Here is a 21426-nt window from a genome sequence, read left to right on the forward strand (position 1 = left end):
ATCACAACATTCGACTAAAGATTGGTAAATTTCCGTTTTGGATCGATTTCAGAGTCCGGCGTTATTTCCGCTTAAATCAGAGTTTATTTCATGGTTTAATAAGAGTATGATCAAGAATAGGATAGGGAGGTTTTTTAACATTGCCGTTTGTTCAAGTGAAGGGACGAACCGTTCCCTGCAAAGGGATTTTGTTTGATAAAGACGGAACGCTGCTCCATTTCATGGCGCTGTGGGGAGGATGGGCCGATTATGTGCTCAAGTTCATGGAGGAACGGCTGGGATTAATGGGAGCCGGCTTCACGGTGCCGAAAGAGCACGTGCTGGGCACTAAGCATGATGCCAACAGTCGTGTGACGGGGTACGACGTTCAGGGTCCTCTCGCCATGGGTACCGTGGAGGAGACGAACGGGCTGCTGGCTTGGCAGCTGTACGCTGCAGGAATGCCATGGAACGAAGCGATTATGCAGGTCCATCAGATTACGAAAAACGCCATGTATGAGGTTCGTCAGCAGAAGCCGGCATTCCCGATGCCCGGGCTGGAGAATTTTCTGAAGAAATGCAGCTTGGCGTCCGTGAAGATGGCCGTGGTTACTTCGGACGACACCTCTAATGCCAAGGAACAGCTGGAGTGGATGGGGCTACACACTTCCTTTACAGCCATTTTGGGAAGAGATCAGGTTCGAAACGGCAAGCCGCACCCGGAAATGACGGAGACCGCTTGCCGCCTGCTTGGGATTATGCCCGAGGAAGCGGTGGTGATCGGTGACAGCAACGCGGATATGCAAATGGCGAAGCAAGCAGGCGCCGCTCTGGCTGTGGGTTTAATGACAGATGAAGGGGAACCTGTACATCTGACAGATGCCGATGTCGTCATATCCGATTATAATGAATTAGACGTGTACAGGTAGACGTGTTATTTTAAGGGCTGTACGGAGGTGTAAAAGAGTGGAGAACAGGGAAAAGATCGAGCAGTTGGCAACATGGATCGAAGCGAGCGACTACATTGTTTTTTTCGGGGGAGCCGGTACCTCCACGGAGAGCGGGATTCCTGACTTCCGTTCGGCAGCCGGATTATACCAGAGCGAGCACCAATCTCCGTATCCGCCGGAGGTCATGCTCAGCCACACTTTTTTCATGAACCATCCGGAAGTGTTTTACGACTTTTACCGAAGCAAGATGCTTCACCCGCAAGCGCAGCCGAACGGCTGTCACCGGTTGTTGTCGAGACTGGAGCATGACGGTAAGCTGAAGGCGGTAATCACGCAAAATATTGACGGTTTGCATCAGACCGCCGGATGCTCCGAGGTACTGGAGCTTCATGGCTCTGTGCACCGCAATTATTGCATGGATTGCTCCCGGTTCTACAGCCTCCAGGATATTCTGGACATCAAGGAAACCGTCCCGCGCTGCAAGGATTGCGGTGGACTGGTGCGTCCGGATGTCGTGCTGTATGAAGAGGAATTGGATCAGAACATCATCATGCGCTCGATCCAGGAAATATCGACGGCAGATTTGTTGATTATTGGCGGGACTTCCCTGACGGTACATCCCGCTGCGAGTTTGATATCCTATTTTCATGGGAGCAAGGTAGCTTTGTTGAATGCGGATCCAACCCCTTACGATCACCGTGCAGGCCTTTTGATTGCAGATCGGATCGGTCAGGTCATGACGCAGGTGGATAAGCTGATCAGCACGTAGGCGGCGACGGCGGCTGGCGCGCTGCTGCACCTATGACTGTAATCGTTTTCTTGTCAAAGGACGACCAAACACGATAAGATGGAATTTAGCAATGGACCTATCACTTAGAGAGGCAGGGATTGCAAGTGACCTATGTGGCTAGCGAAGACCGCTATGAAGGAATGAAGTATAACCGCGTGGGGCGATCCGGATTGAAACTTCCGGCGATCTCCCTTGGATTATGGCATAATTTCGGTGGTGTCGACACGTATGAAAACGGGCGTAATATGATAACGCGCTCCTTCGATTTGGGCATTACCCACTTCGATCTGGCGAACAATTACGGACCGCCTGCAGGCTCTGCCGAAGAGACGTTCGGTAAGGTTCTCTCAAGGGATCTTAAGGCATACCGGGATGAGCTCGTCATTTCGTCCAAAGCGGGCTATCATATGTGGCCGGGACCTTACGGCGACTTCGGTTCGCGTAAATATTTGGTTGCAAGTCTCGATCAGAGCTTGAAACGTATGGGCCTGGACTATGTCGATATTTTCTATCATCATCGGATGGATCCGGAAACGCCGCTTGAGGAAACCATGGTAGCGCTGGACCATCTTGTTCGTTCAGGCAAGGCGCAATATGTCGGAGTCTCCAATTATTCGCCGGAGAAGACGCGGGAAGCGATCTCGATTCTGAAAAGCCTGGGAACTCCGCTGCTCATCCATCAACCAAGCTACTCCATGCTGGACCGCTGGGTGGAGAACGGGCTGCTCGATGTCCTGGAAGAGAACGGGGTCGGAAGCATCGCCTTCACTCCGCTGGCTCAAGGACTATTGACCAACAAATATTTGAATGGCGTGCCCGGCGATTCACGCGCCGCAAGCGCATCCGTATTCTTGAACGAAAGCAATATCACGCCAGAAGTGCTGCGCAAGATCAGAGCTTTGAATCAAATCGCTCAAGCGCGGAACCAGACTCTTGCCCAATTTGCTCTCGCTTGGGTCCTCCGCGGCGGCCGGGTGACATCTGCCCTGATTGGGGCAAGCAAGGTAAGTCAGATCGAAGACAATGTGGCTGCCTTGAACAACCTGGAGTTCTCGAAGGAAGAACTGGATCGCATTGAAGCGATTCTGAAAACGGAGAACGCCTCTTCTGCAGAGGGATAATGATTACCACTAAGGATTGCATGCTGAACACATAACATAGATACCAAGCTACATGAATGGAGCGCCTCAGGGTGGATGACAGACCTGACAGGCGCTCCTTTTTCGTTCAGATATATCGGGCAAACAATATCGTTAAGAAAGTGTCGATGATGAGAGGATATCCTTGCGGTACCTTGTAGGGGATCGACCGACGAGACGCTTGAACTGACGCGAGAAATAGAGCGGATCGGTGAGTCCAACGGATGCGGAAACCTGCTCGATGGACAAATCGGGACGTTCGCGCAGCAGCCGCTTGGATTGGTCGATTCTTAATTTAAGCAGATACGTAATCGGAGTCATGCCCGTTTCCTGCTTGAAGATGCGCGACAGGTACGCGCGGTTGTAGCCCAGGCTTGCGCACATTTGTTCAATCGATACGGGATGGGCGTATTGAGAAGCCATATAACTGATCATCTGCTTCACCGTGCGCTGAACCTGCGGCTCAGCCAGCGTTAAACGGGACGGTCGGTCACTCCGATTCATGATCTCGGCCCAGATTAAATGCAGATAACCGATAGCGGCGATATGGGAGCTCTCCTCCCTGGATTGAAAATGGCTCTGAATGAGGGACACGTAGCCCGGAATCGGGTTGTTCTCCATGAGATGGAGGACAGGCTTTTCGGGGGTGAGTCCCGAACGGTGTACACCTTCGCCGGCGTGTTCTCCATCAAAGGCGACCCATCGGTAACGCCAGGGATGGCTCGCATCAGATACATAACTGACAATTTGACCGGGATGGATCAGGAAACAGTCGCCGGGGCCGAGCTGATAACTGTCGGTTTCGGTTCGAAATATGCCATGTCCCGACTCGATAATATGCAATAAGTAATGATCGTATATTTTCGGACCCAATGCGTGCTCCGGCAGGGTCTGGCTCTCGCCGGCGAATCGGACGTGAAGCGAATCGCTGCCTTGCTGCGCAGGATTGGAAGCAACAGAATAGGTTGGTTTCATTATTTATTTTCCTTTACAATAAGTTTGGGAAAAAGAGGAACTGTGAAGACATCGTTGATTTCATGAATTAATTGTACCTCCAGAAGTCACATAAATCCATATGTAACGCACAAGATTTCATTATCGGTTAACGAGATTTCCATTATACTGAAGACAGTAAAACTACCATATGTACAGGATGGAGTGATGGGCAGTGACGACGGAACAGCTTATGGAAAGATTTATGGACAAGCACGGTGAGAGCCAGCATAAGGTTCGCATATTTAACGCGCCCGGCCGCGTGAATCTGATCGGGGAGCATTTGGATTATAACGGAGGCTACGTGCTCCCGGCTGCCTTGGAGTTTGGCACGACCTTGATTATAAGGCCTCGCGACGATAACAAGGTGAGCTTTTCATCCACCAATATCCCTTATGAGTTAACGATCAGCCTGGATGAGGATTATGGCTACAAAAGCGATCAATGGACAGATTATCCGGTTGGCGTCATAACGGAGCTGAATAAAATCGGCTGTAACCTTAGCAGCGGTTACGACCTGCTCTACCATGGGGATATCCCGAACGGCGCGGGTCTCTCTTCCTCGGCTTCCATCGAAGTGGTCACGGCTTACGCCTTCTTGAAGATGGAAGGCAAGGAGACGGATACGGTGGAGATTGCGAAGCTCTCGCAGCGGGTGGAGAACCTGTTCGTCGGCGTCAACTCCGGCATTATGGATCAATTCGCCGTAGCCAACGGCAAGCAGGATCATGCCATTCTGTTGATGTGCGATACGCTCGAATATGAACTGGTGCCGTTCCGGACCGGAGCTTACAAAATCGTGATTTCAAATACCAACAAACGGCGCGGACTCGTGGATTCCAAATACAATGAACGCCGCAGCGAGTGTGACCGCGCATTGGAAATTTTGCAGAAGGAGCTGCCGGCGTTATCGTATCTCGCTCAGCTGAATCCGGATCAATTCGCCAGCCTACAGGACAGCATCCGGGATGAAACCGTCCGTAGACGTGCCCAGCATGTCGTTGAGGAAAACCAACGTGTGCATGATTCCGTGAAGGCCTTGAGGAACGGAGATCTGGAAGCATTCGGACAATTTATGAATCAGTCCCACGACTCCTTGCGTTATCTGTACGAAGTAACGGGCGACGAACTGGATGCGCTGGTGGAAGAAGCACAGCGGATTCCGGGCACGCTGGGTTCCAGAATGACAGGAGCCGGCTTTGGAGGCTGTACGGTATCTCTCGTACACGAGGATGCGGTGGAGCGTTTCATTGCGGAGGTGGGGCAGCAGTACGAAGCCAGAACGGGACTGAAGCCGGACTTCTATGTATGCGGCGTAGGTCAAGGTGTGCATGAATTGAAGGAGGGCGAATAATATGGCTATTTTAGTGACTGGCGGTGCGGGTTATATCGGTTCTCATACCGTAGCGGAGCTGTTGGAGCAAGGGGAAGAAGTTGTTGTGATCGACAGCCTGGAGACGGGACATCGCGAAGCGCTGCTGGGTGGAAAGCTGTATGTCGGCGATCTGCGCGACAAGGCGCTGCTGAAGCAGTTGTTCTCGGAAAACGATATTGATGCCGTTATCCACTTTGCCGCGAATTCACTGGTTGGCGAGAGCATGAAGGATCCGGTGAAATATTACGATAACAACGTATACGGAACGCTGTGCCTGCTGGAAGCCATGAATGAAGCGGGTGTCCGGAAGATCGTCTTCTCGTCAACGGCAGCAACCTACGGCGAGCCTGAGAAGGTGCCGATCGAGGAAACGGACCGTACGCAGCCGACGAACGTGTACGGAGAAACCAAGCTGATGATGGAACGGATGATGTCCTGGTTTGATACCGTGCTTGGCGTGAAGTATGTGTCCCTTCGTTACTTCAATGCAGCCGGATCGCATGCCAGCGGAAAAATCGGCGAGGATCACCGTCCGGAGAGCCATCTGATCCCGCTTGTCCTGCAAACCGCTTTGAAACAGCGCCCAAGCATCTCGGTGTTTGGCGACGATTATTCAACACCTGACGGCACTTGTGTCCGTGACTACATTCACGTCAGCGATCTTGCGAACGCTCATCTGCGCGCGGTTGATTACCTCCGCCGCGGAGAGGCCAGCAATGTGTTTAACCTCGGCAATGGACTCGGATTCTCGGTTAAGGAGGTTATCGAGACCTCAAAGCAGGTGACGGGTGCTGACATTCCGGTTGTCATGGAGGCACGGCGTGCCGGTGATCCTGCCGTGTTGGTAGCATCTTCGGATAAAGCACGTACCGTTCTCGGATGGACCCCATCCAGAACGACGCTGGAACAGATTATCGAGAGCGCATGGAAATGGCACAGCAGTCACCCGGACGGTTACGGTGACAATTAATCCAAGGGGGACGAGGACCATGAATGCAGCAACATCAGGAACTCCCGAATCCAAGCAGGTTCTTCATGCAATTGAAATGCTCGTGCGTTTTGCACTTCATAAAGGTCTTATCCAGGCAGCGGACGCGGATTACAGCCGTAATCTGCTGCTGGAGGATTTCGGTTTCAGCGAGCCGTACGGAGACGAAGTGAACGGCCCTGTACCGGATGGGCCGCAGGCTATGCTCGACGTAATGATCGATTACGGTGCAGCGCATGGAATGATTCCCGAGAATACCGATACGTACCGGGATCTGCTGGACGCTAAAATCATGGGTCGGCTCATGGCGAGACCTTCGGACGTAACGGCTCAGTTCCGGACGGTCCAGCAGGAGCAGGGGATCATTGCGGCAACCCGCCAATTTTACAATCTATGCATCGATTCCAACTACATTCGCATGGATCGCGTAGCCAAAAATGAATACTGGCGGCACGCCAGCCCGTATGGCGATATTGAGATCACCATCAATCTCTCCAAGCCGGAGAAAAGCCCGAAGGAAATCGCCATGGCTAAACTGCTGCCTCCGCCGGTTTATCCGAAATGCCAGCTCTGCCGCGAGAATGTCGGTTATGCAGGCAGAGTCAACCACCCGGCACGGCAAAACCTGCGCATTATTCCGTTGGAGCTAAACGGGGAGCCGTGGTTCTTCCAATACTCGCCGTATGTTTACTATAATGAGCACTGCATTGTATTCCATCATGACCATGTGCCGATGAAGCTGACCAAAGCGACGCTTGCCCGCCTTTTGAGTTTTGTTGATGCTTATCCGCATTATTTTCTCGGATCGAACGCGGATCTCCCCATTGTCGGGGGCTCGATTCTCACGCATGATCATTTCCAGGGAGGACGGCATACCTTCCCGATCCAGAAAGCACCGAAGGTGGCCGGGTTTACGCACGCGGATTATCCAGACGTATCCGTGGCCATCGTGAAGTGGCCGATGTCGGTGATTCGGCTATCCTCAAGCGATCGGAATTCGCTTCTTGAATGCGCAAACGGCATTTACGAGGCATGGAAAATTTACAGTGATCCTTCAGCGGACATTGAAGCGTTCAGCGAAGTGGACGGAGAGCGCGTCCGCCACAATACGGTTACTCCGATTGCCCGCCGAAATGACGAGGGCATCTACGAGATGGACCTGGTTCTGCGGAACAATCGCACGAATGAGCAATATCCGGAAGGGATTTTCCATCCTCATCGGGAGATGTTCCACATCAAGAAGGAAAACATCGGCTTGATCGAAGTGATGGGGCTGGCGATCCTGCCGGGCAGGCTTAAGGAAGAGCTCGATCAAATCGCCGACATCCTTGCAGGGAACGAGGAGCTGTACGCGGACAGCAAGGCTGCGGACCATCCGCTTGCCGTCCACGGGGACTGGATCGAGGAGCTGCGTGGACAGGAAACAGCAGCGCTGGATAAAGCCGGGGCGATCGAGCTGATTCGCCGGGAGGTCGGCCTCAAATTCACGACGATTTTGGAGCATGCCGGGGTATATAAACAGACGGCAGAAGGACAACAGGCATTTCAGCGATTCCTGAGCCATATGGGATACGTCCCAGGCAGCAAATAGACATTCATTTATGGATAAACGATGTATTGAAGTTAACGATATCTCTGATCATTATGCAAACAGCCGATCTTTCTGGAGAAGGACGGCTGTTTGTTTTGCATAAGGGGAATGGTATAGAATGAAAAAGCATGCAAGATAAAATATAGATGCGAACCAGATGCGATGGAGGTAATGTACATGAGACCTTTTGTCTTTCATAATCCGACTCAGTTGATTTTTGGTAAGGGCAAGCTGAGCGCTTTAAGTGGTGAAGTGGCTAAATACGGCCGGAACGTATTGCTTGTATATGGTGGCGGCAGCATCAAGCGCAGCGGGCTGTACGATCAGGTTATCGCGTTTCTGCAGGAAGCGAATGCGGTGGTAACGGAGCTTGCCGGTGTGGAACCGAATCCGCGCCTGTCGACGGTCCACAAAGGCGTGGCATTGTGCCGGGAGCATAACATTGATCTTATACTGGCCGTTGGCGGCGGAAGCGTCCTTGACTGCTCCAAGGCCATTGCCGTAGGGGCCAAGTATGACGGAGATATGTGGGATTTCGTCGAACGCAAAGCCGTTCCGCAAGCGGGTCTCCCACTTGGAACCGTGCTTACGATGGCTGCAACCGGATCCGAGATGAACGGCGGCTCCGTTATCACCAATGAAGTAACCCAAGAGAAGATGGGCTGGGGTAGCCCTTATGCTTACCCTGCATTTTCCATTCTTGACCCTGTACATACGTTCTCCCTTCCGCGGGATCAGACGGTGTACGGTATCGTGGATATCATGTCTCACGTACTGGAGCACTACTTCCATCAGGATACCAACACGCCGGTGCAGGACGGCTTCTGCGAAACGATTCTTCGGACCGTTATCGATACGGCGCCGAAGCTGGTTGAGGACCTGGAGGACTACGAGCTCCGCGAGACGATCATGTACTGCGGTACGATGGCGCTGAACGGCATGATCAATATGGGGATGGCCGGCGACTGGGGAACCCATAATATCGAGCATGCGGTATCTGCCGTATACGACATTCCGCACGGCGGCGGCTTGGCGATCCTGTTCCCGAATTGGATGAAATATAATCGGAGTGCGGATCCTCAGCGCTTCAAGTCTCTTGCCGTGAACGTATTCGGAGTTGACCCGGCAGGAAAAACCGATGAAGCCATCGGATTGGAAGGGATCGAAGCGCTTCGCAGCTTCTGGACTTCCATCGGTGCGCCAAGCACGCTGGGGGCGTACGATATTGACGACAGCCAGATCGAGGCAATGGCCGATAAGGCGATGCGATTTGGTCCTTTTGGCAACTTCCGCAAGCTGCAGCGTGAAGACGTCGTGGAGATTTATCGGATGTCGCTATAAGGGTTGTCCTGTCGTTATATGACAAGGAATTGAAATGGTTTTAAAGCCTGCCGGTTCATACCGTGCAGGCTTTTTTGTGGGTGTGTCGAATATAGATATGAAGAGATTTCCATACGTTTGAGGGAAATAATTGAAACTTTAGCAAACATTTTGCCGTATTACTTGTTATACACAGTAAGGGATTTCAGAGGGGGCAATCAACATGGAAGCGTTATATTGGGGCTGTCTGATCGGAGGCGTGATATTTGCCATCGTAACCGTGGTGCTTGGCGACATACTTAGCTCGGCGCTTGACGGATTGTTGGACTTTTTGTCAGTGGATTTTTTCAATCCGGTTGTGATCGCTGGAGGAATCACCGTATTTGGCGGTACCGGAATCATGCTGACGAAATACACGGAATTGGCGGCAGGTGCCCATGTAACGCTGTCTATCTTAGCGGCTATCGTCATTTCGATTCTCGTCTACTTCGGGTACGTGAAACCGATGGAGAACAGCGAGAACTCGACGGGCTTCTCCATCAAGGAGCTGGCTGGGATGATCGGCGTTGTCACCGTACCGCTTCCTGCAGAAGGATTCGGTGAAGTGATGGTCAAGATTGGCGCAGGCAACACAACGCACATCGCGTCAAGCTTTGATCGCCAAAATCTTTCCGCAGGAGTCCGCGTGGTGGTTGTTGACGTTGTTGAGGGTGTCCTGAGAGTGTCCGAACTGGAAGAACGAAAAGGAGAGGATTGATTCAATGCCAGAATACTTAGTAATTCCGTCAATTGTTGTAGGTGTCATTGTTGTGTTAGGACTTGCGTTCTGGGCCCGTTACAAAACGGTGAGTCCGGATGAAGCGATGATCGTAACCGGTTCTTTTTTGGGAAGCAAAAATTTATCGGAGGATGAATCCGGCCGCAAAATCAAAATCGTGCGCGGCGGCGGCGCTTTTATACTCCCCGTATTTCAGCGCTCCGAATTTGTATCGCTTTTATCTCATAAACTGGATGTTATGACGCCTGAAGTGTACACGGAGCAAGGCGTTCCGGTTATGGCCGATGGGGTAGCCATCATAAAAGTGGGAAGCTCGATCGAAGACGTGGCAACGGCAGCCGAGCAATTCATGGGCAAGCCGATTGAAGCGCTGAAGGGCGAAGCCCAGGAAGTGCTGGAAGGCCATCTTCGTGCCATTCTCGGTTCCATGACGGTAGAGGAAGTTTACCGTAACCGCGACAAGTTCGCGCAGGAAGTTCAAGGTGTCGCTGCAAGAGACCTCAAGAAGATGGGTCTGCAGATCGTATCCTTTACCATTAAGGACGTTCGCGACAAGCATGGATATCTGGAAGCGCTGGGTAAACCGCGGATCGCTACGGTAAAGCGGGATGCGGAGATTGCCGAAGCCGAAGCGATGCGCGACGCGCGGATTCAAAAAGCGCGTGCGGAAGAAGAAGGACAGAAGGCCGAGGTCGTACGCGATACCAATATCGCGGAAGCCGAGAAGGAACGGGAGCTGAAGGTTGCGTCCTTTAAGAAGGAGCAGGATACGGCGAAAGCTGAAGCGGACCAAGCTTATCATATCCAGGAAGCCCGTGCTAGACAAACGGTGGTCGAGGAGCAGATGAAGGTTGAGCTCGTTCGAAAGGAACGCGAAATCGACCTGCAGGAGAAAGAAATCATGGTTCGCGAGAAGCAGTATGACGCGGACGTGAAGAAGAAAGCCGAAGCGGATCGTTATGCCGTTGAGCAGGCCGCGGAAGCGGATAAAGCCCGGAAGATGCGCGAAGCAGATGCCGTGCAGTACTCCATCGAAACCCAGGCCAAAGCGTCTGCCGAACAGAAGCGCCTGGATGGTCTGGCCGTTGCGGATGCCGAGCGTGCCAAAGGTACGGCCGAAGCCGAAGTCATCCGCCTGCGCGGTATTGCCGAAGCCGATGCTAAGGAGAAACTTGCCGAAGCGTTCCAGAAGTTCGGAGAAGCTGCTGTGCTCGATATCATCGTAAAAATGCTGCCTGAGCTTGCCGGCAAAATTGCTCAGCCAATTTCGTCCATCGACAAGCTGACGGTTGTAGATACAGGCAAAGGCGAAGGTGCGGCTCGCGTGAGCAATTATGTGACTGAGCTGATGTCTACGGCGCCTGAAATGCTGAAGAGTGTGTCCGGGATTGATGTGGAAGAACTGATAAAGGGATTGACCAAGAAGCCTGCCTCGGCTCAAAAGCCAGTAGCTGTGGAACAGGAACTTGTTCCGGTACCTGTTGAGACAAGTGCTGCTAAGGAAGAGTAGAGGGAGCGGCAAGTAGGATTGGGATAGCGGTCACAGGCAGCGGTACGGCACTTTGGTGTCTTTGGCAACCACATATGATTTTGCCGCGGACTTATATTTCTGATAAGATATCCGAGTATACGCGTATGAATCAAAAAGAGGTGCAAACGTGAGCAGCTTACAAGTGGCTAAAGTGTTGAACAATAATGTAATCATAGCGAAGCATCCTCAACATGGCGAGGTTGTTGTTATTGGCAAGGGAATAGGCTTTAACCGGAAGAATAAAGACCTTATCCCGGCCTCCGCTGCCGAGAAGATGTTCATTTTGACCAAACCGGAGGAGCAGGAGCAGTATAAGCAGCTGGTGCCTCATATCGATGAGAAGCTGATTGAGGCGATGAATGACATTATTCTGAATGCTGCCAAATCCAGCGACGCTCCTCTGAATGAGCATATCCACATAGCGTTGACTGATCATATTGCATTTGCCATTAAACGTCATGCCCAAGGTCTCTATATCCATAATCCTTTTTTATACGAAACCAAAGAGATGTATCCTGAAGAGTACGAGATGGCGGAATACGCCGTCCGTACCATCCGGGAGAAGCTTGGGGTCGACTTGGGCCAAGAAGAAATCGGATTCATTGCCCTTCATTTTCACGGTGCCCTCACAAACCAGCACATTTCGGAGGTTCGCAAGCATTCGGAGCTGATTGCGGATTTAGTACGTACTGTTGAACAGCAGCTGGATTACGCCATCCCGAGGGATTCCTTGGATTATTCCCGACTGCTGACTCATCTCCGGTTTGCCTTGGAGCGAATTCGGCGGGGAGAAGCGGTGAACGAGACGAGTTCATTGGATGGTCTATTGAAGCGCGAATATCCCGAAACGTATTCCTTGGCATGGAAACTGACGAAGATGATGGAGCAGCGGCTGAAAAAGCCTGTATATCCCGCCGAGGCCGGTTATTTGACCATTCATCTGGAGCGGCTGGTCCAGCGCAAAGAGCAGGGCGAGCAAATGTGAAGATTTTATTAAGTCCCTTACCATGTGGTTGCAACGAAAAATGAACGGTGTTACAATACGAACAGTTATGAAGCATAAAACTTCAAATCAAACGTGTAACTGATTCGATCAGGCATGAGTATTGCAGGAATTTGGTTGTTATTACCCATTTCTGGGTAATCTAATCCATGAGATTAGCCATCCATTTTCCCGTGGTTACTCATGCCTTTTTTTGATTTGGTTGTTTTATGATGCTCCACATTCAGCTTGTGACCACAACTAGATAGAGGGTGAAAATTTTCATGTTTAAGCGGCTTTTTGGCGTACTGCAAAGGGTCGGTAAAGCTCTGATGCTGCCCGTGGCCATATTGCCGGCGGCCGGACTTTTGCTCGGCCTTGGCAATATGCTGGTCAACCCCGATTTCCTGCAGTACGCACCGTGGCTCGATGCGGCTTGGGTTCAGTCAGCTGCCACCGTCATGATGAATGCAGGACAAATCGTGTTCACGAATTTATCCTTGCTGTTTGCAGTAGGGGTTGCCGTCGGTTTGGCCGGAGGCGAAGGTGTTGCCGGGCTTGCGGCTATCATCGGTTACCTCGTCATGAACGTTACCATGGGCAGCGTGATCGGCGTGACGCCATCGATGATTGGCACGAATTACGAATATGCCAGCGTGCTAGGCATTCCGACCTTAGCCACTGGGGTATTCGGCGGGATTATTGTAGGTATATTAGCGGCAAGCATGTACCGGAGATTTTTCAAAATAGAGCTTCCGTCCTATCTGGGCTTTTTTGCAGGAAAACGGTTTGTTCCGATTATGACGGCTGCAACTTCCGTTTTGCTTGGTCTGTTGATGGTCTTTATATGGCCTCCGATCCAGTCTGCGCTTAACACTGCATCCCATTTCATGCTGGAACAAAACCTGACGCTGTCCGCTTTTGTGTTCGGCGTTGTGGAACGCGGATTGATTCCGTTCGGTCTGCACCACATTTTCTATTCTCCCTTCTGGTTTGAGTTCGGGGAATATTTGAATCATGCAGGTCAAATGGTGCGCGGTGATCAAAATATATTCATGGCTCAGCTTCGGGATGGTGTCGAGTTCACGGCAGGCACCTTCATGACGGGTAAGTATCCCTTTATGATGTTTGGTCTTCCTGCGGCTGCGCTTGCCATCTATCATGAAGCGAGACCGGAGAACAAAAAGTTTGTCGCCGGTATTATGGGTTCGGCAGCGCTGACCTCCTTCCTGACAGGGATTACGGAACCGCTTGAGTTCTCCTTCCTGTTCGTCGCGCCGATCTTGTTCGCCGTACATGCACTGTTCGCAGGTCTGTCTTTCATGATCATGCATATTCTGGGTACCAAGATTGGCATGACCTTCTCGGGCGGTCTGATCGATTACATGATATTCGGTGTCATTCCGAACCGGACGCCATGGTGGAATGTACTCATTGTTGGTGCTATCATGGCAGTAATCTATTATTTCGGATTCCGGTTTGTCATTCGGAAATTCAATCTGAAGACGCCGGGCCGGGAAGAAGCTTCCGCAACGGAGCCGGAATCAGTTTCCCAGGGATCAGGCGGTAACAGTAAAAATGATCTGCCGCTTAACATTCTGACTGCGCTTGGCGGCCAGCCTAACATTGCGCATCTGGATGCCTGCATTACTCGGCTTCGGGTAGAGGTGAAAGACAAGGGTCATGTCGATAAGGCAAGGCTGAAACAGCTGGGTGCGTCAGGTGTGCTGGAGGTGGGGAATAATATCCAGGCGATATTCGGAACACGTTCCGATACCATCAAATCGCAAATCCAGGACATTATGTCGGGAATAACGCCGACAACTGCGCCTGAAACAGCGGATCCGAAGATGATGCCGACTGCTCAAGAGGAGCAGCAAGCTGGTCAGGACGGGGAAACGCTTGTCATGGAGGAAATCGTATCGCCAGTCGATGGAGAGCTAATGGATATTTCCCATGTGCCTGATCCTGTGTTTGCAGAACGAATGACGGGAGATGGATTTGCGGTATTACCTCATAACGGAACGATCGCTTCTCCTGTTAACGGAACCGTATTTAACGTATTCCCCAGCAAGCATGCGGTCGGCATTATGTCCGATGGCGGTAAGGAAGTGCTTGTCCATATCGGCGTCAATACCGTTAAGCTGAAGGGGCAGGGTTTTGAAGTTCTTGTACAAGAGGGGGATCTGGTATCCACTGGCCAACCGATCATGCAGGTGGATCTGGATTATGTGAAGGAGAATGCCAAATCGATTATTTCTCCTGTGATCTTCTCGAATTTGCCGGAGGGAGCTTCCGTGAAGCTGAACAAGACCGGGGAAGTAAAAAGCGGTGAAAAAGGGATCATCACGATATCAAAGCCTTAAACTCACGATGATCTCAAGGATTCAATAAAAATTAAAATATAGGAAAGTAGGATGATGAACATGCAACAAACATTCAAAATTATTGACGAAGATGGAATTCACGCACGTCCGGCAACAGCATTGGTAAATACGGCTAACAAATTCCAGGACACCAATTCATTTGCCGAAGCTAACGGCAAAAAAGTAACGCTGAAATCGATCCTGGGCGTTCTGTCCCTCGGATTGGAGCAAGGTGATACATTGACACTGATCACGGAAGGCGGCAATGAGAGCGAAGCGCTGACAGCACTGCAAGAAGTGATGGTGAACGAAGGGTTAGGCGAGCTTCATGAATAATTTGAAAGGAATCGCGGCTTCCGCGGGCATCGCGATTGCACGTGCTTTTACACTGGAGCATCCTGATTATTCTGTTACGGAAAAGCAAGTGGCAGACACGGATGCCGAGCTTTCGAAGCTGGATGCGGCGCTGGCTCAGTCCCAGGCTGAGCTTGAAGCGATCAAAGCCCGCACGCTTCAGGAACTCGGGGAGAAGAAGGCTGAGATTTTCGAATCTCACCTTCTCATCCTGAATGATCCGGAATTGATTGAACCAGTCAAAGCGAAAATCGTATCGGATTCGGTTAATGCGGAGTATGCCTTAAATGAAACGGCAACCCAATTCATTCAAATGTTCGAGAACATGAAGAGTGCTTACTTGCAGGAGCGGGCAGCGGATATGCGCGACGTCACCAAACGTATTCTCAAGCATCTGCTCGGCCTGAATTATGTCAGTCCTTCAGAAATCAGCGAAGAAGTAATCGTGGTTGCAGAGGACTTGACTCCTTCGGATACAGCGCAGTTGAACCGCAACTACGTTAAAGGATTCACGACGAATATTGGCGGGCGCACCTCGCATTCTGCCATCATGGCCCGTTCGCTTGAAATTCCGGCTGTCGTCGGAACGAAAAACGTGCTCTCTTCGGTCCAAAACGGGGATTTGATCATCGTTGACGGACTGGAAGGGGATGTCATCATTAATCCTACGGAAGCCATCGTGGCACAATACCGTGCGAAGCAGGATGCCTACGCCAAACAGGTCGAGGAATGGAAGAAACTCCGCTCCGAACCAACGATATCCAAGGACGGGATCCATGTGGAGCTGGCCGCCAATATCGGGACACCGAACGATGTAACCGGCGTGCTGGAGAATGGCGGAGAAGCGGTAGGACTGTATCGTACGGAATTCCTGTACATGGGCAGAGATAAACTTCCTTCCGAAGAGATCCAGTATGTCGCCTATAAATCGGTACTGGAGAAAATGGAAGGCAAGCCGGTTGTTGTCCGCACGCTCGATATCGGCGGGGACAAGGAGCTGCCTTATCTGGATCTGCCAAAGGAAATGAATCCGTTCCTGGGCTTCCGGGCCGTTAGGCTGTGCCTGGATCGTCAGGATATTTTCAGAACCCAGCTTCGGGCACTGCTGCGCGCAAGCGTCCATGGCAATCTGCGAATCATGTTTCCCATGATCGCGACGCTCGGTGAATTCCGTGAAGCCAAAGCTCTTCTTCAGGAAGAGAAATCCAAGCTTGTAAGCGAAGGCATTCCGGTATCCGAGGACATCCAACTCGGGATCATGGTGGAGATTCCATCTACCGCGGTCCTGGCGGATCAGTTTGCCAAAGAGGTTGATTTCTTCAGTATCGGAACGAATGACCTTATCCAGTATACGATGGCCGCTGACCGCATGAATGAACGGGTTGCTTATTTGTATCAACCTTATAATCCGGCGATTCTGCGACTGGTTAAAATGGTCATCGATGCCGCTCATCGCGAAGGCCGCTGGGTTGGCATGTGCGGTGAAATGGCGGGTGACGCCACGGCGATTCCAATTCTCCTCGGTCTGGGGCTGGATGAGTTTAGCATGAGCGCTACATCCATTCTTCCGGCGCGCAGTCAGATCGGGAAGCTGTCCCGCAGTGATATGCAGGCACTCGCTGCCAAGGCGCTTGAAATGGGTACTGCAGAGGAAGTTGTGGCTCTGGTGGAATCCATAGAAACTGCAGCGGAGTAAGAAGGAAGACAACTTAACAACTTGATCGATCCATGTAGTCTCGTATTTCGTTTGTTTTTTGGGGACTCTACCAATCTTTTTCCACGATAGCTTTACATTGACAACATCTGTCCATTCGGGCAGATGTTTTTTTTTTGTCAAAAGAAAGACAGCTGGCATATTTGCTAGTATAATAGCCTAAATATATAGTTATTTGGCATCAAACCCAAACCAAATCAGGGCTTTTGGCATATCATGATATATGAAAGCGTTCTACAATCATGTGCTAGAGGTCTGTCTTATGATTCAGGCGCCCATACTAGGAAGTAAATCTACTTATAAGTGACGGTGATGATGACTATGGACATGATCAAGAGCTGCACAAGTGTTAAGCTGGGGGCAACCTGCCGAAGAGAGGGAACGACCTTTCAGGTGTGGGCTCCGGATGCGGTTCATGTGAAACTGGCTTTGTATGAAAGCCCGGGAGAGTATAACGAGCAAGGTGTCGTAACGGATCACGAGTGTGGCACATTATATTTGATGGAACGTAATGGCGACGGCATATGGTCGGCTGTCGTAAACAGGGATCTTCACGGAACCTATTATATGTACCAAATCGAGTCAGCGGACGGTGACGTGCATTATGCCGTAGACCCCTATGCAACAGCGGTGTCAGCCAACGGCTGCCGCGGAGTGGTTGTCGATCTGGCGAAGAGCAATCCGCCGGGGTGGGAGCAGGATGTTAGACCCAAGCTGCTGAAGCCTACGGATGCGGTGCTCTATGAGCTTCATGTACGCGATTTCTCGATTCATACCGATTCGGGAATGAAATATAGAGGTAAATATAAGGCATTCACAGAAGGTGGCCTGCGGGATTCCGAAGGGAATACCATTGGACTGGATCATCTCGAAGAATTAGGTGTGACCCATGTGCATCTGCTGCCGATATTTGATTTTCGAACGGTCAATGAGCTGGACGGATATAATGCCGGGAGCTTAAGCCGCGAGTATAACTGGGGGTATGATCCGCAGAATTACAATGTTCCTGAAGGTTCATACTCGACAGATCCTATGGATCCGATCCTGCGCATCCGGGAGCTGAAGGAGCTGATTCTGGCTCTGCATGCCAAGGGAATCCGTGTCGTCATGGACGTGGTTTACAACCATACGTATACGGTGGATGACGGTCCGTTTGAACGATTGGCGCCAGGGTATTTCTATCGCAAGGATGAATATGGACATTTATCGAACGGTTCAGGTGTAGGCAACGAGCTGGCTACGGAGAAGCCGATGGTACGCAAATATATCAAGGATTCCTTAAGGTACTGGGCCGAGGAGTATCATATCGACGGCTTTCGATTTGATCTGATGGCTCTGATCGATACAACAACGATGAAAGAGATTGTAAGCGAGCTGCGTCGTGAGGTCGATAGCTCTCTCTTGTTCTACGGTGAGCCCTGGACGGGAGGAATGAGTCCGCTGACGGAGCAAACCGTCAAAGGAAGCCAGAAGGGTCAAGGTTTCGCTGTATTCAATGATCATTTCCGGCATGCCATCAAGGGTGACAATGACGGGCGCGGCCGAGGCTTTGCTACGGGCGAAGCGTGGTACGAGGGCGCAGTCGTTGAAGGGATGATGGGCTCGATCCATGATTTTGCCCTTCATCCGGATGAGACGGTCAATTATGTCACTGTGCATGATAATTTGAATCTGTGGGACAAAATTTTAGTGGCGAGCGGGATGGAAGAACAGGCGGGTCTGCTTCGCATGACGGACGGGAAGCTGGTTAACGGCGGCGATGCATGGCAGGCAACGGCTGCTTCCACACCCTATGTCGGTATTCCTGATGAAGATGTAATGTCGGCAGCGGCTGTGCGCCGCAGCTTGCTGGCTAACGGGATTGTCCTGCTCTCTCAAGGGATTCCGCTGCTGCATGCTGGCGATGAGCTGCTTCGCACGAAATTTGGCGATCATAACAGCTACCGCAGCGGCGATGCCGTTAATGCGATCCGCTGGTCGAACAAGAAACGATTCAAACCCGTGTTTGACTATTACAAAGGCCTTATTGCCTTGCGCAAAGCTCATCCGGCATTTCGTATGGCAGCAAGAGAAGAGATCGAGGAACATATGGAAGTGCTGCGCAGCAGCGATCGGATTATCGCCTACCGATTAACGCATCATCCACAAGAAAGCTGGGGCCAGATTGTAGTGATCGTGAACGGGAATGAGCATGAAATGACGGTTGATTTGCCGCCTACACCTTACCGCTGGAGCATCGTGGTGAATGATCGTCAGGCAGGTACGGATACGATCGAGACGTTGGACCAAGGAGCTATAGCGGTCCCAGGGCTTTCGCTGATGGTGTTGTACGAAGACCAGACCCAGAAGAAGCAAGGCTTGACTACCGTAGAGATTGAATATGAAAGACGTGATCAAGCATATGATGGCTGGAACGTATGGGTGTGGGGAACGGGCGTGGAGGATGGCAGCGTGCCATTCTCAAGAGTGGACGGCGGCAAAGCTCGAGCGGTCTTCTATGCAGCTCCCGGAACCAAGCGGGTCGGCTGTATCGTCAGGTTGAACGATTGGGAGGATCGGGAAGGCGAGAACGACTGGTTTATCGATATTCCGCCAGACGAAGCCAAAGTACGGATCTCGCTGCTAAGTGTCAAAGGCGACGGCTCCAAGGGCCAAGAGCAGCGGGATATGGCGAGTTGAGGATTGTATATAAGGGATTGTATATTAAAAAATCAGGAGCCCTCCTATTGTACTGAAAAGGGGGCTCCTATTATTTATACTTCAAAAGGGGTACCATTCATTACCCACAGGATTGAAATTTAAAACATCTGAAACTCATGATTAGTTAGCAGGTAAATAGGGTAATAATGAGATAGACTTTGTTTTCGATAAAGGAGGATGTCACTCATGTCAAAAGGAAACACAGTTCAACTCCAAGCAGATGTTCGTGATGAATTTACCCGGGCTTCTCGCCGAGTGCTTCGCGAAAATGGCGGAATCCCCGGCGTTGTATACGGCGCGGGCGAGGAAAGCATCCCCGTAGCTGTTAATTTCAAGGATACGGCCAAGCTGTTCCACACCGGACGTTCAGAGGTATTCCAGCTTGATATTCCAGGCTCCGGTAAAATTCCGGTTTTGATTAAGGACATTCAAAAGAGACGCGGCACTGTATCCCATGTGGACTTTCTGCGGATCTCCATGAACAAGCCGGTTCGTGTCAGCATACCGGTGGATTATCAAGGTACTGCTGCCGGAACGAAATCTGGCGGTATTCTGCAAACCCAGGTGACCGAAGTCGAAGTAGAAGGATTGCCAGGCGAGCTGCCTACTACCCTCGAAGCGGACGTATCCGCTCTGGAGATTGGCGACAAGCTTACGGTTGCAGATATTAAAGTACCGGAAGGTATTACATTGCACGCTTCGGATGAGGAGGTTCTCGCAACCGTCATCGTGCCACGCGCCGTTGAGGCTGCTGAGACGGTGGATGAAGCGGACGCTGAGGAAGCGGATGCGGGAGAGACAACCGAAGAATCATAATATGCACATTTAAAAAGGCGCCTGCTCCGCTGGATTCCCAGCATAGCAAGCGCCTTTTTGTCACGAATTTTTAAAGTTTATTTAACTTTTCGATCATGGATTCCTTTATAACTCATCGGTGCGTCTCCAAAGTATTTGTTCCAAATGGTCAAATACGTTCCGTCCTGCTGCATGGTAGCCAATGCATTATCAACGGCGGCCACGAGATCCGGATTCCCTTTTACAAAGGCTGCGGAAATCTCGGACACCTGATCGGCGGATTCGGCGGCAGCGACCGGCAGATCCGGGAACTGCTGCTTCAGGTTGGTTACGGATAATTGGTCCGAAATGACGGCATCCAGCTCTCCGTTTGCGAGCTTGTTAGCTGCGTCTGATATATATTTGATGGGGACAATTTCCGCTCCATGCTTCTTGGCCATATCCTTATAAATTCCGGTTGGGTTCAGGCCGACACGCTTATCCTTGATGTCCGAGAAGGTGCGAATCTGATCTTCACCCGAGGAACGCACAAGCAGAACCGGGGTTGAGGATAGATAAGCGACGGAAAAATCATAGAGGGCCCGCCGGTCCGGCTTGTCTTCAATCTGGTTGAAGACGGCGTCGTATTTGCCTTCCGTCAATCCTGGCAGCAGATTCTCCCACTCGGTTTCAACGAATTCTGCTCTTAGCTCCATATGACGGGCAACCTCTTCAGCGATTTCCACATCAAAACCTGTAAGTCTTCCGCCCGTTCCATGGTAACTGAAAGGGGGATAATCCCGTTCCGTTGCAATTCGCAGGGTCCCGCGCTCCACGGCATTCCGAAGCAGGAAGCCCGTGTTCACCCGGTAAGGATTTACGCCCATGTTGGGGGTAGGCACCCGGTCATTGCTGTTAGGCGTGCATCCGGTAAGTACAATTGAACCGATCAGTGTGAATAAACAGGCAAGACTGATCCAACGTATCGATTTTGTTCCGCGCATGATTCCAGAAACCATCCTTTCTTTATTCACGGTCCTTCGAGGCCCATTTCGTAAAGTTAGGATGTCCCAAAGGATGGTTCGTATATTCGTGAAATGTC

At 51.2% G+C, this 21426-nt stretch carries 17 protein-coding genes; 15 read left to right on the top strand and 2 right to left on the bottom strand.

The genetic code is table 11. The features are described from left to right. The first annotated feature begins 140 nt into the window (after positions 1 to 140). The 3 genes from MKX98_RS08730 to mgrA all read left to right on the top strand — a co-directional run bounded on the left by MKX98_RS08730 (position 141) and on the right by mgrA (position 2840). Complete coding sequence (locus tag MKX98_RS08730; protein ID WP_339222625.1) at positions 141 to 908, top strand: HAD family hydrolase; 768 nt, start codon at positions 141 to 143, stop codon at positions 906 to 908. Positions 909 to 945: 37 nt separating this feature from the next. After that, entirely contained in the window at positions 946 to 1698 is a 753-nt protein-coding gene (locus MKX98_RS08735) for an NAD-dependent protein deacylase (RefSeq protein ID WP_339222627.1), read from the top strand. A 125-nt stretch (positions 1699 to 1823) separates the two neighbouring features. Next, the gene (gene mgrA, locus MKX98_RS08740) at positions 1824 to 2840 is read left to right on the top strand and encodes an L-glyceraldehyde 3-phosphate reductase (protein WP_194545089.1); all 1017 of its coding nucleotides are present in this window, start codon (positions 1824 to 1826) and stop codon (positions 2838 to 2840) included. A gap of 132 nt (positions 2841 to 2972) precedes the next feature. Here mgrA and MKX98_RS08745 read toward each other — a convergent pair whose 3' ends face one another. Beyond that, positions 2973 to 3833: an AraC family transcriptional regulator gene (locus MKX98_RS08745; protein WP_194541532.1), complete on the bottom strand. Its 861-nt coding sequence runs from the start codon at positions 3831 to 3833 to the stop codon at positions 2973 to 2975. Between the two features lie 193 nt (positions 3834 to 4026). Between MKX98_RS08745 and MKX98_RS08750 the strand changes: the two genes are divergently transcribed. The 12 genes from MKX98_RS08750 (at position 4027) to MKX98_RS08805 (ending at position 20366) form a co-directional block, all read left to right on the top strand. Next, on the top strand, positions 4027 to 5205 hold the full coding sequence (locus tag MKX98_RS08750) for a galactokinase (RefSeq protein WP_339222630.1): 1179 nt from the start codon (positions 4027 to 4029) through the stop codon (positions 5203 to 5205). Between the two features lies 1 nt (position 5206). Further along, positions 5207 to 6196 carry a UDP-glucose 4-epimerase GalE gene (gene galE, locus MKX98_RS08755; protein ID WP_339222632.1) on the top strand — a complete coding sequence of 330 codons (990 nt, stop codon included), beginning with the start codon at positions 5207 to 5209 and terminating at the stop codon, positions 6194 to 6196. 19 nt (positions 6197 to 6215) lie between these two features. Further along, on the top strand, positions 6216 to 7805 hold the full coding sequence (locus MKX98_RS08760) for a UDP-glucose--hexose-1-phosphate uridylyltransferase (RefSeq protein ID WP_339222634.1): 1590 nt from the start codon (positions 6216 to 6218) through the stop codon (positions 7803 to 7805). 177 nt (positions 7806 to 7982) lie between these two features. After that, a complete protein-coding gene (locus MKX98_RS08765) occupies positions 7983 to 9146 on the top strand; it encodes an iron-containing alcohol dehydrogenase (RefSeq protein ID WP_339222636.1) in 1164 nt (387 codons plus the stop codon). 202 nt (positions 9147 to 9348) lie between these two features. Next, positions 9349 to 9882, top strand: coding sequence for a protease (locus MKX98_RS08770; RefSeq protein ID WP_339222638.1), 534 nt, complete (start codon positions 9349 to 9351; stop codon positions 9880 to 9882). Between the two features lie 4 nt (positions 9883 to 9886). Next, positions 9887 to 11413 carry a flotillin family protein gene (locus MKX98_RS08775; RefSeq protein WP_194541538.1) on the top strand — a complete coding sequence of 509 codons (1527 nt, stop codon included), beginning with the start codon at positions 9887 to 9889 and terminating at the stop codon, positions 11411 to 11413. A 148-nt stretch (positions 11414 to 11561) separates the two neighbouring features. After that, positions 11562 to 12419 carry a PRD domain-containing protein gene (locus MKX98_RS08780; RefSeq protein ID WP_339222640.1) on the top strand — a complete coding sequence of 286 codons (858 nt, stop codon included), beginning with the start codon at positions 11562 to 11564 and terminating at the stop codon, positions 12417 to 12419. Between the two features lie 281 nt (positions 12420 to 12700). After that, complete coding sequence (gene ptsG / locus MKX98_RS08785) at positions 12701 to 14782, top strand: glucose-specific PTS transporter subunit IIBC (protein ID WP_339222642.1); 2082 nt, start codon at positions 12701 to 12703, stop codon at positions 14780 to 14782. A gap of 60 nt (positions 14783 to 14842) precedes the next feature. Further along, positions 14843 to 15118 (top strand): HPr family phosphocarrier protein, encoded by a 276-nt coding sequence (locus tag MKX98_RS08790; RefSeq protein WP_071222804.1) that lies wholly within the window; start codon positions 14843 to 14845, stop codon positions 15116 to 15118. Further along, on the top strand, positions 15111 to 16832 hold the full coding sequence (ptsP, locus tag MKX98_RS08795) for a phosphoenolpyruvate--protein phosphotransferase (RefSeq protein ID WP_339222645.1): 1722 nt from the start codon (positions 15111 to 15113) through the stop codon (positions 16830 to 16832). Before MKX98_RS08790 ends, ptsP begins: the two co-directional genes overlap by 8 nt. A gap of 339 nt (positions 16833 to 17171) precedes the next feature. Beyond that, positions 17172 to 19529 carry a type I pullulanase gene (gene pulA / locus MKX98_RS08800; protein ID WP_339222647.1) on the top strand — a complete coding sequence of 786 codons (2358 nt, stop codon included), beginning with the start codon at positions 17172 to 17174 and terminating at the stop codon, positions 19527 to 19529. A 207-nt stretch (positions 19530 to 19736) separates the two neighbouring features. After that, positions 19737 to 20366 (top strand): 50S ribosomal protein L25, encoded by a 630-nt coding sequence (locus MKX98_RS08805; protein ID WP_194541542.1) that lies wholly within the window; start codon positions 19737 to 19739, stop codon positions 20364 to 20366. Positions 20367 to 20443: 77 nt separating this feature from the next. On the opposite strand, the gene MKX98_RS08810 is transcribed toward MKX98_RS08805, so the two are convergent. Then, on the bottom strand, positions 20444 to 21328 hold the full coding sequence (locus MKX98_RS08810; protein WP_194541543.1) for a transporter substrate-binding domain-containing protein: 885 nt from the start codon (positions 21326 to 21328) through the stop codon (positions 20444 to 20446). Between the last annotated feature and the right edge of the window lie 98 nt (positions 21329 to 21426).

Origin of the sequence: Paenibacillus sp. FSL W7-1332 (assembly GCF_037969785.1) — a bacterium.
Taxonomy (GTDB): domain Bacteria; phylum Bacillota; class Bacilli; order Paenibacillales; family Paenibacillaceae; genus Paenibacillus_AQ.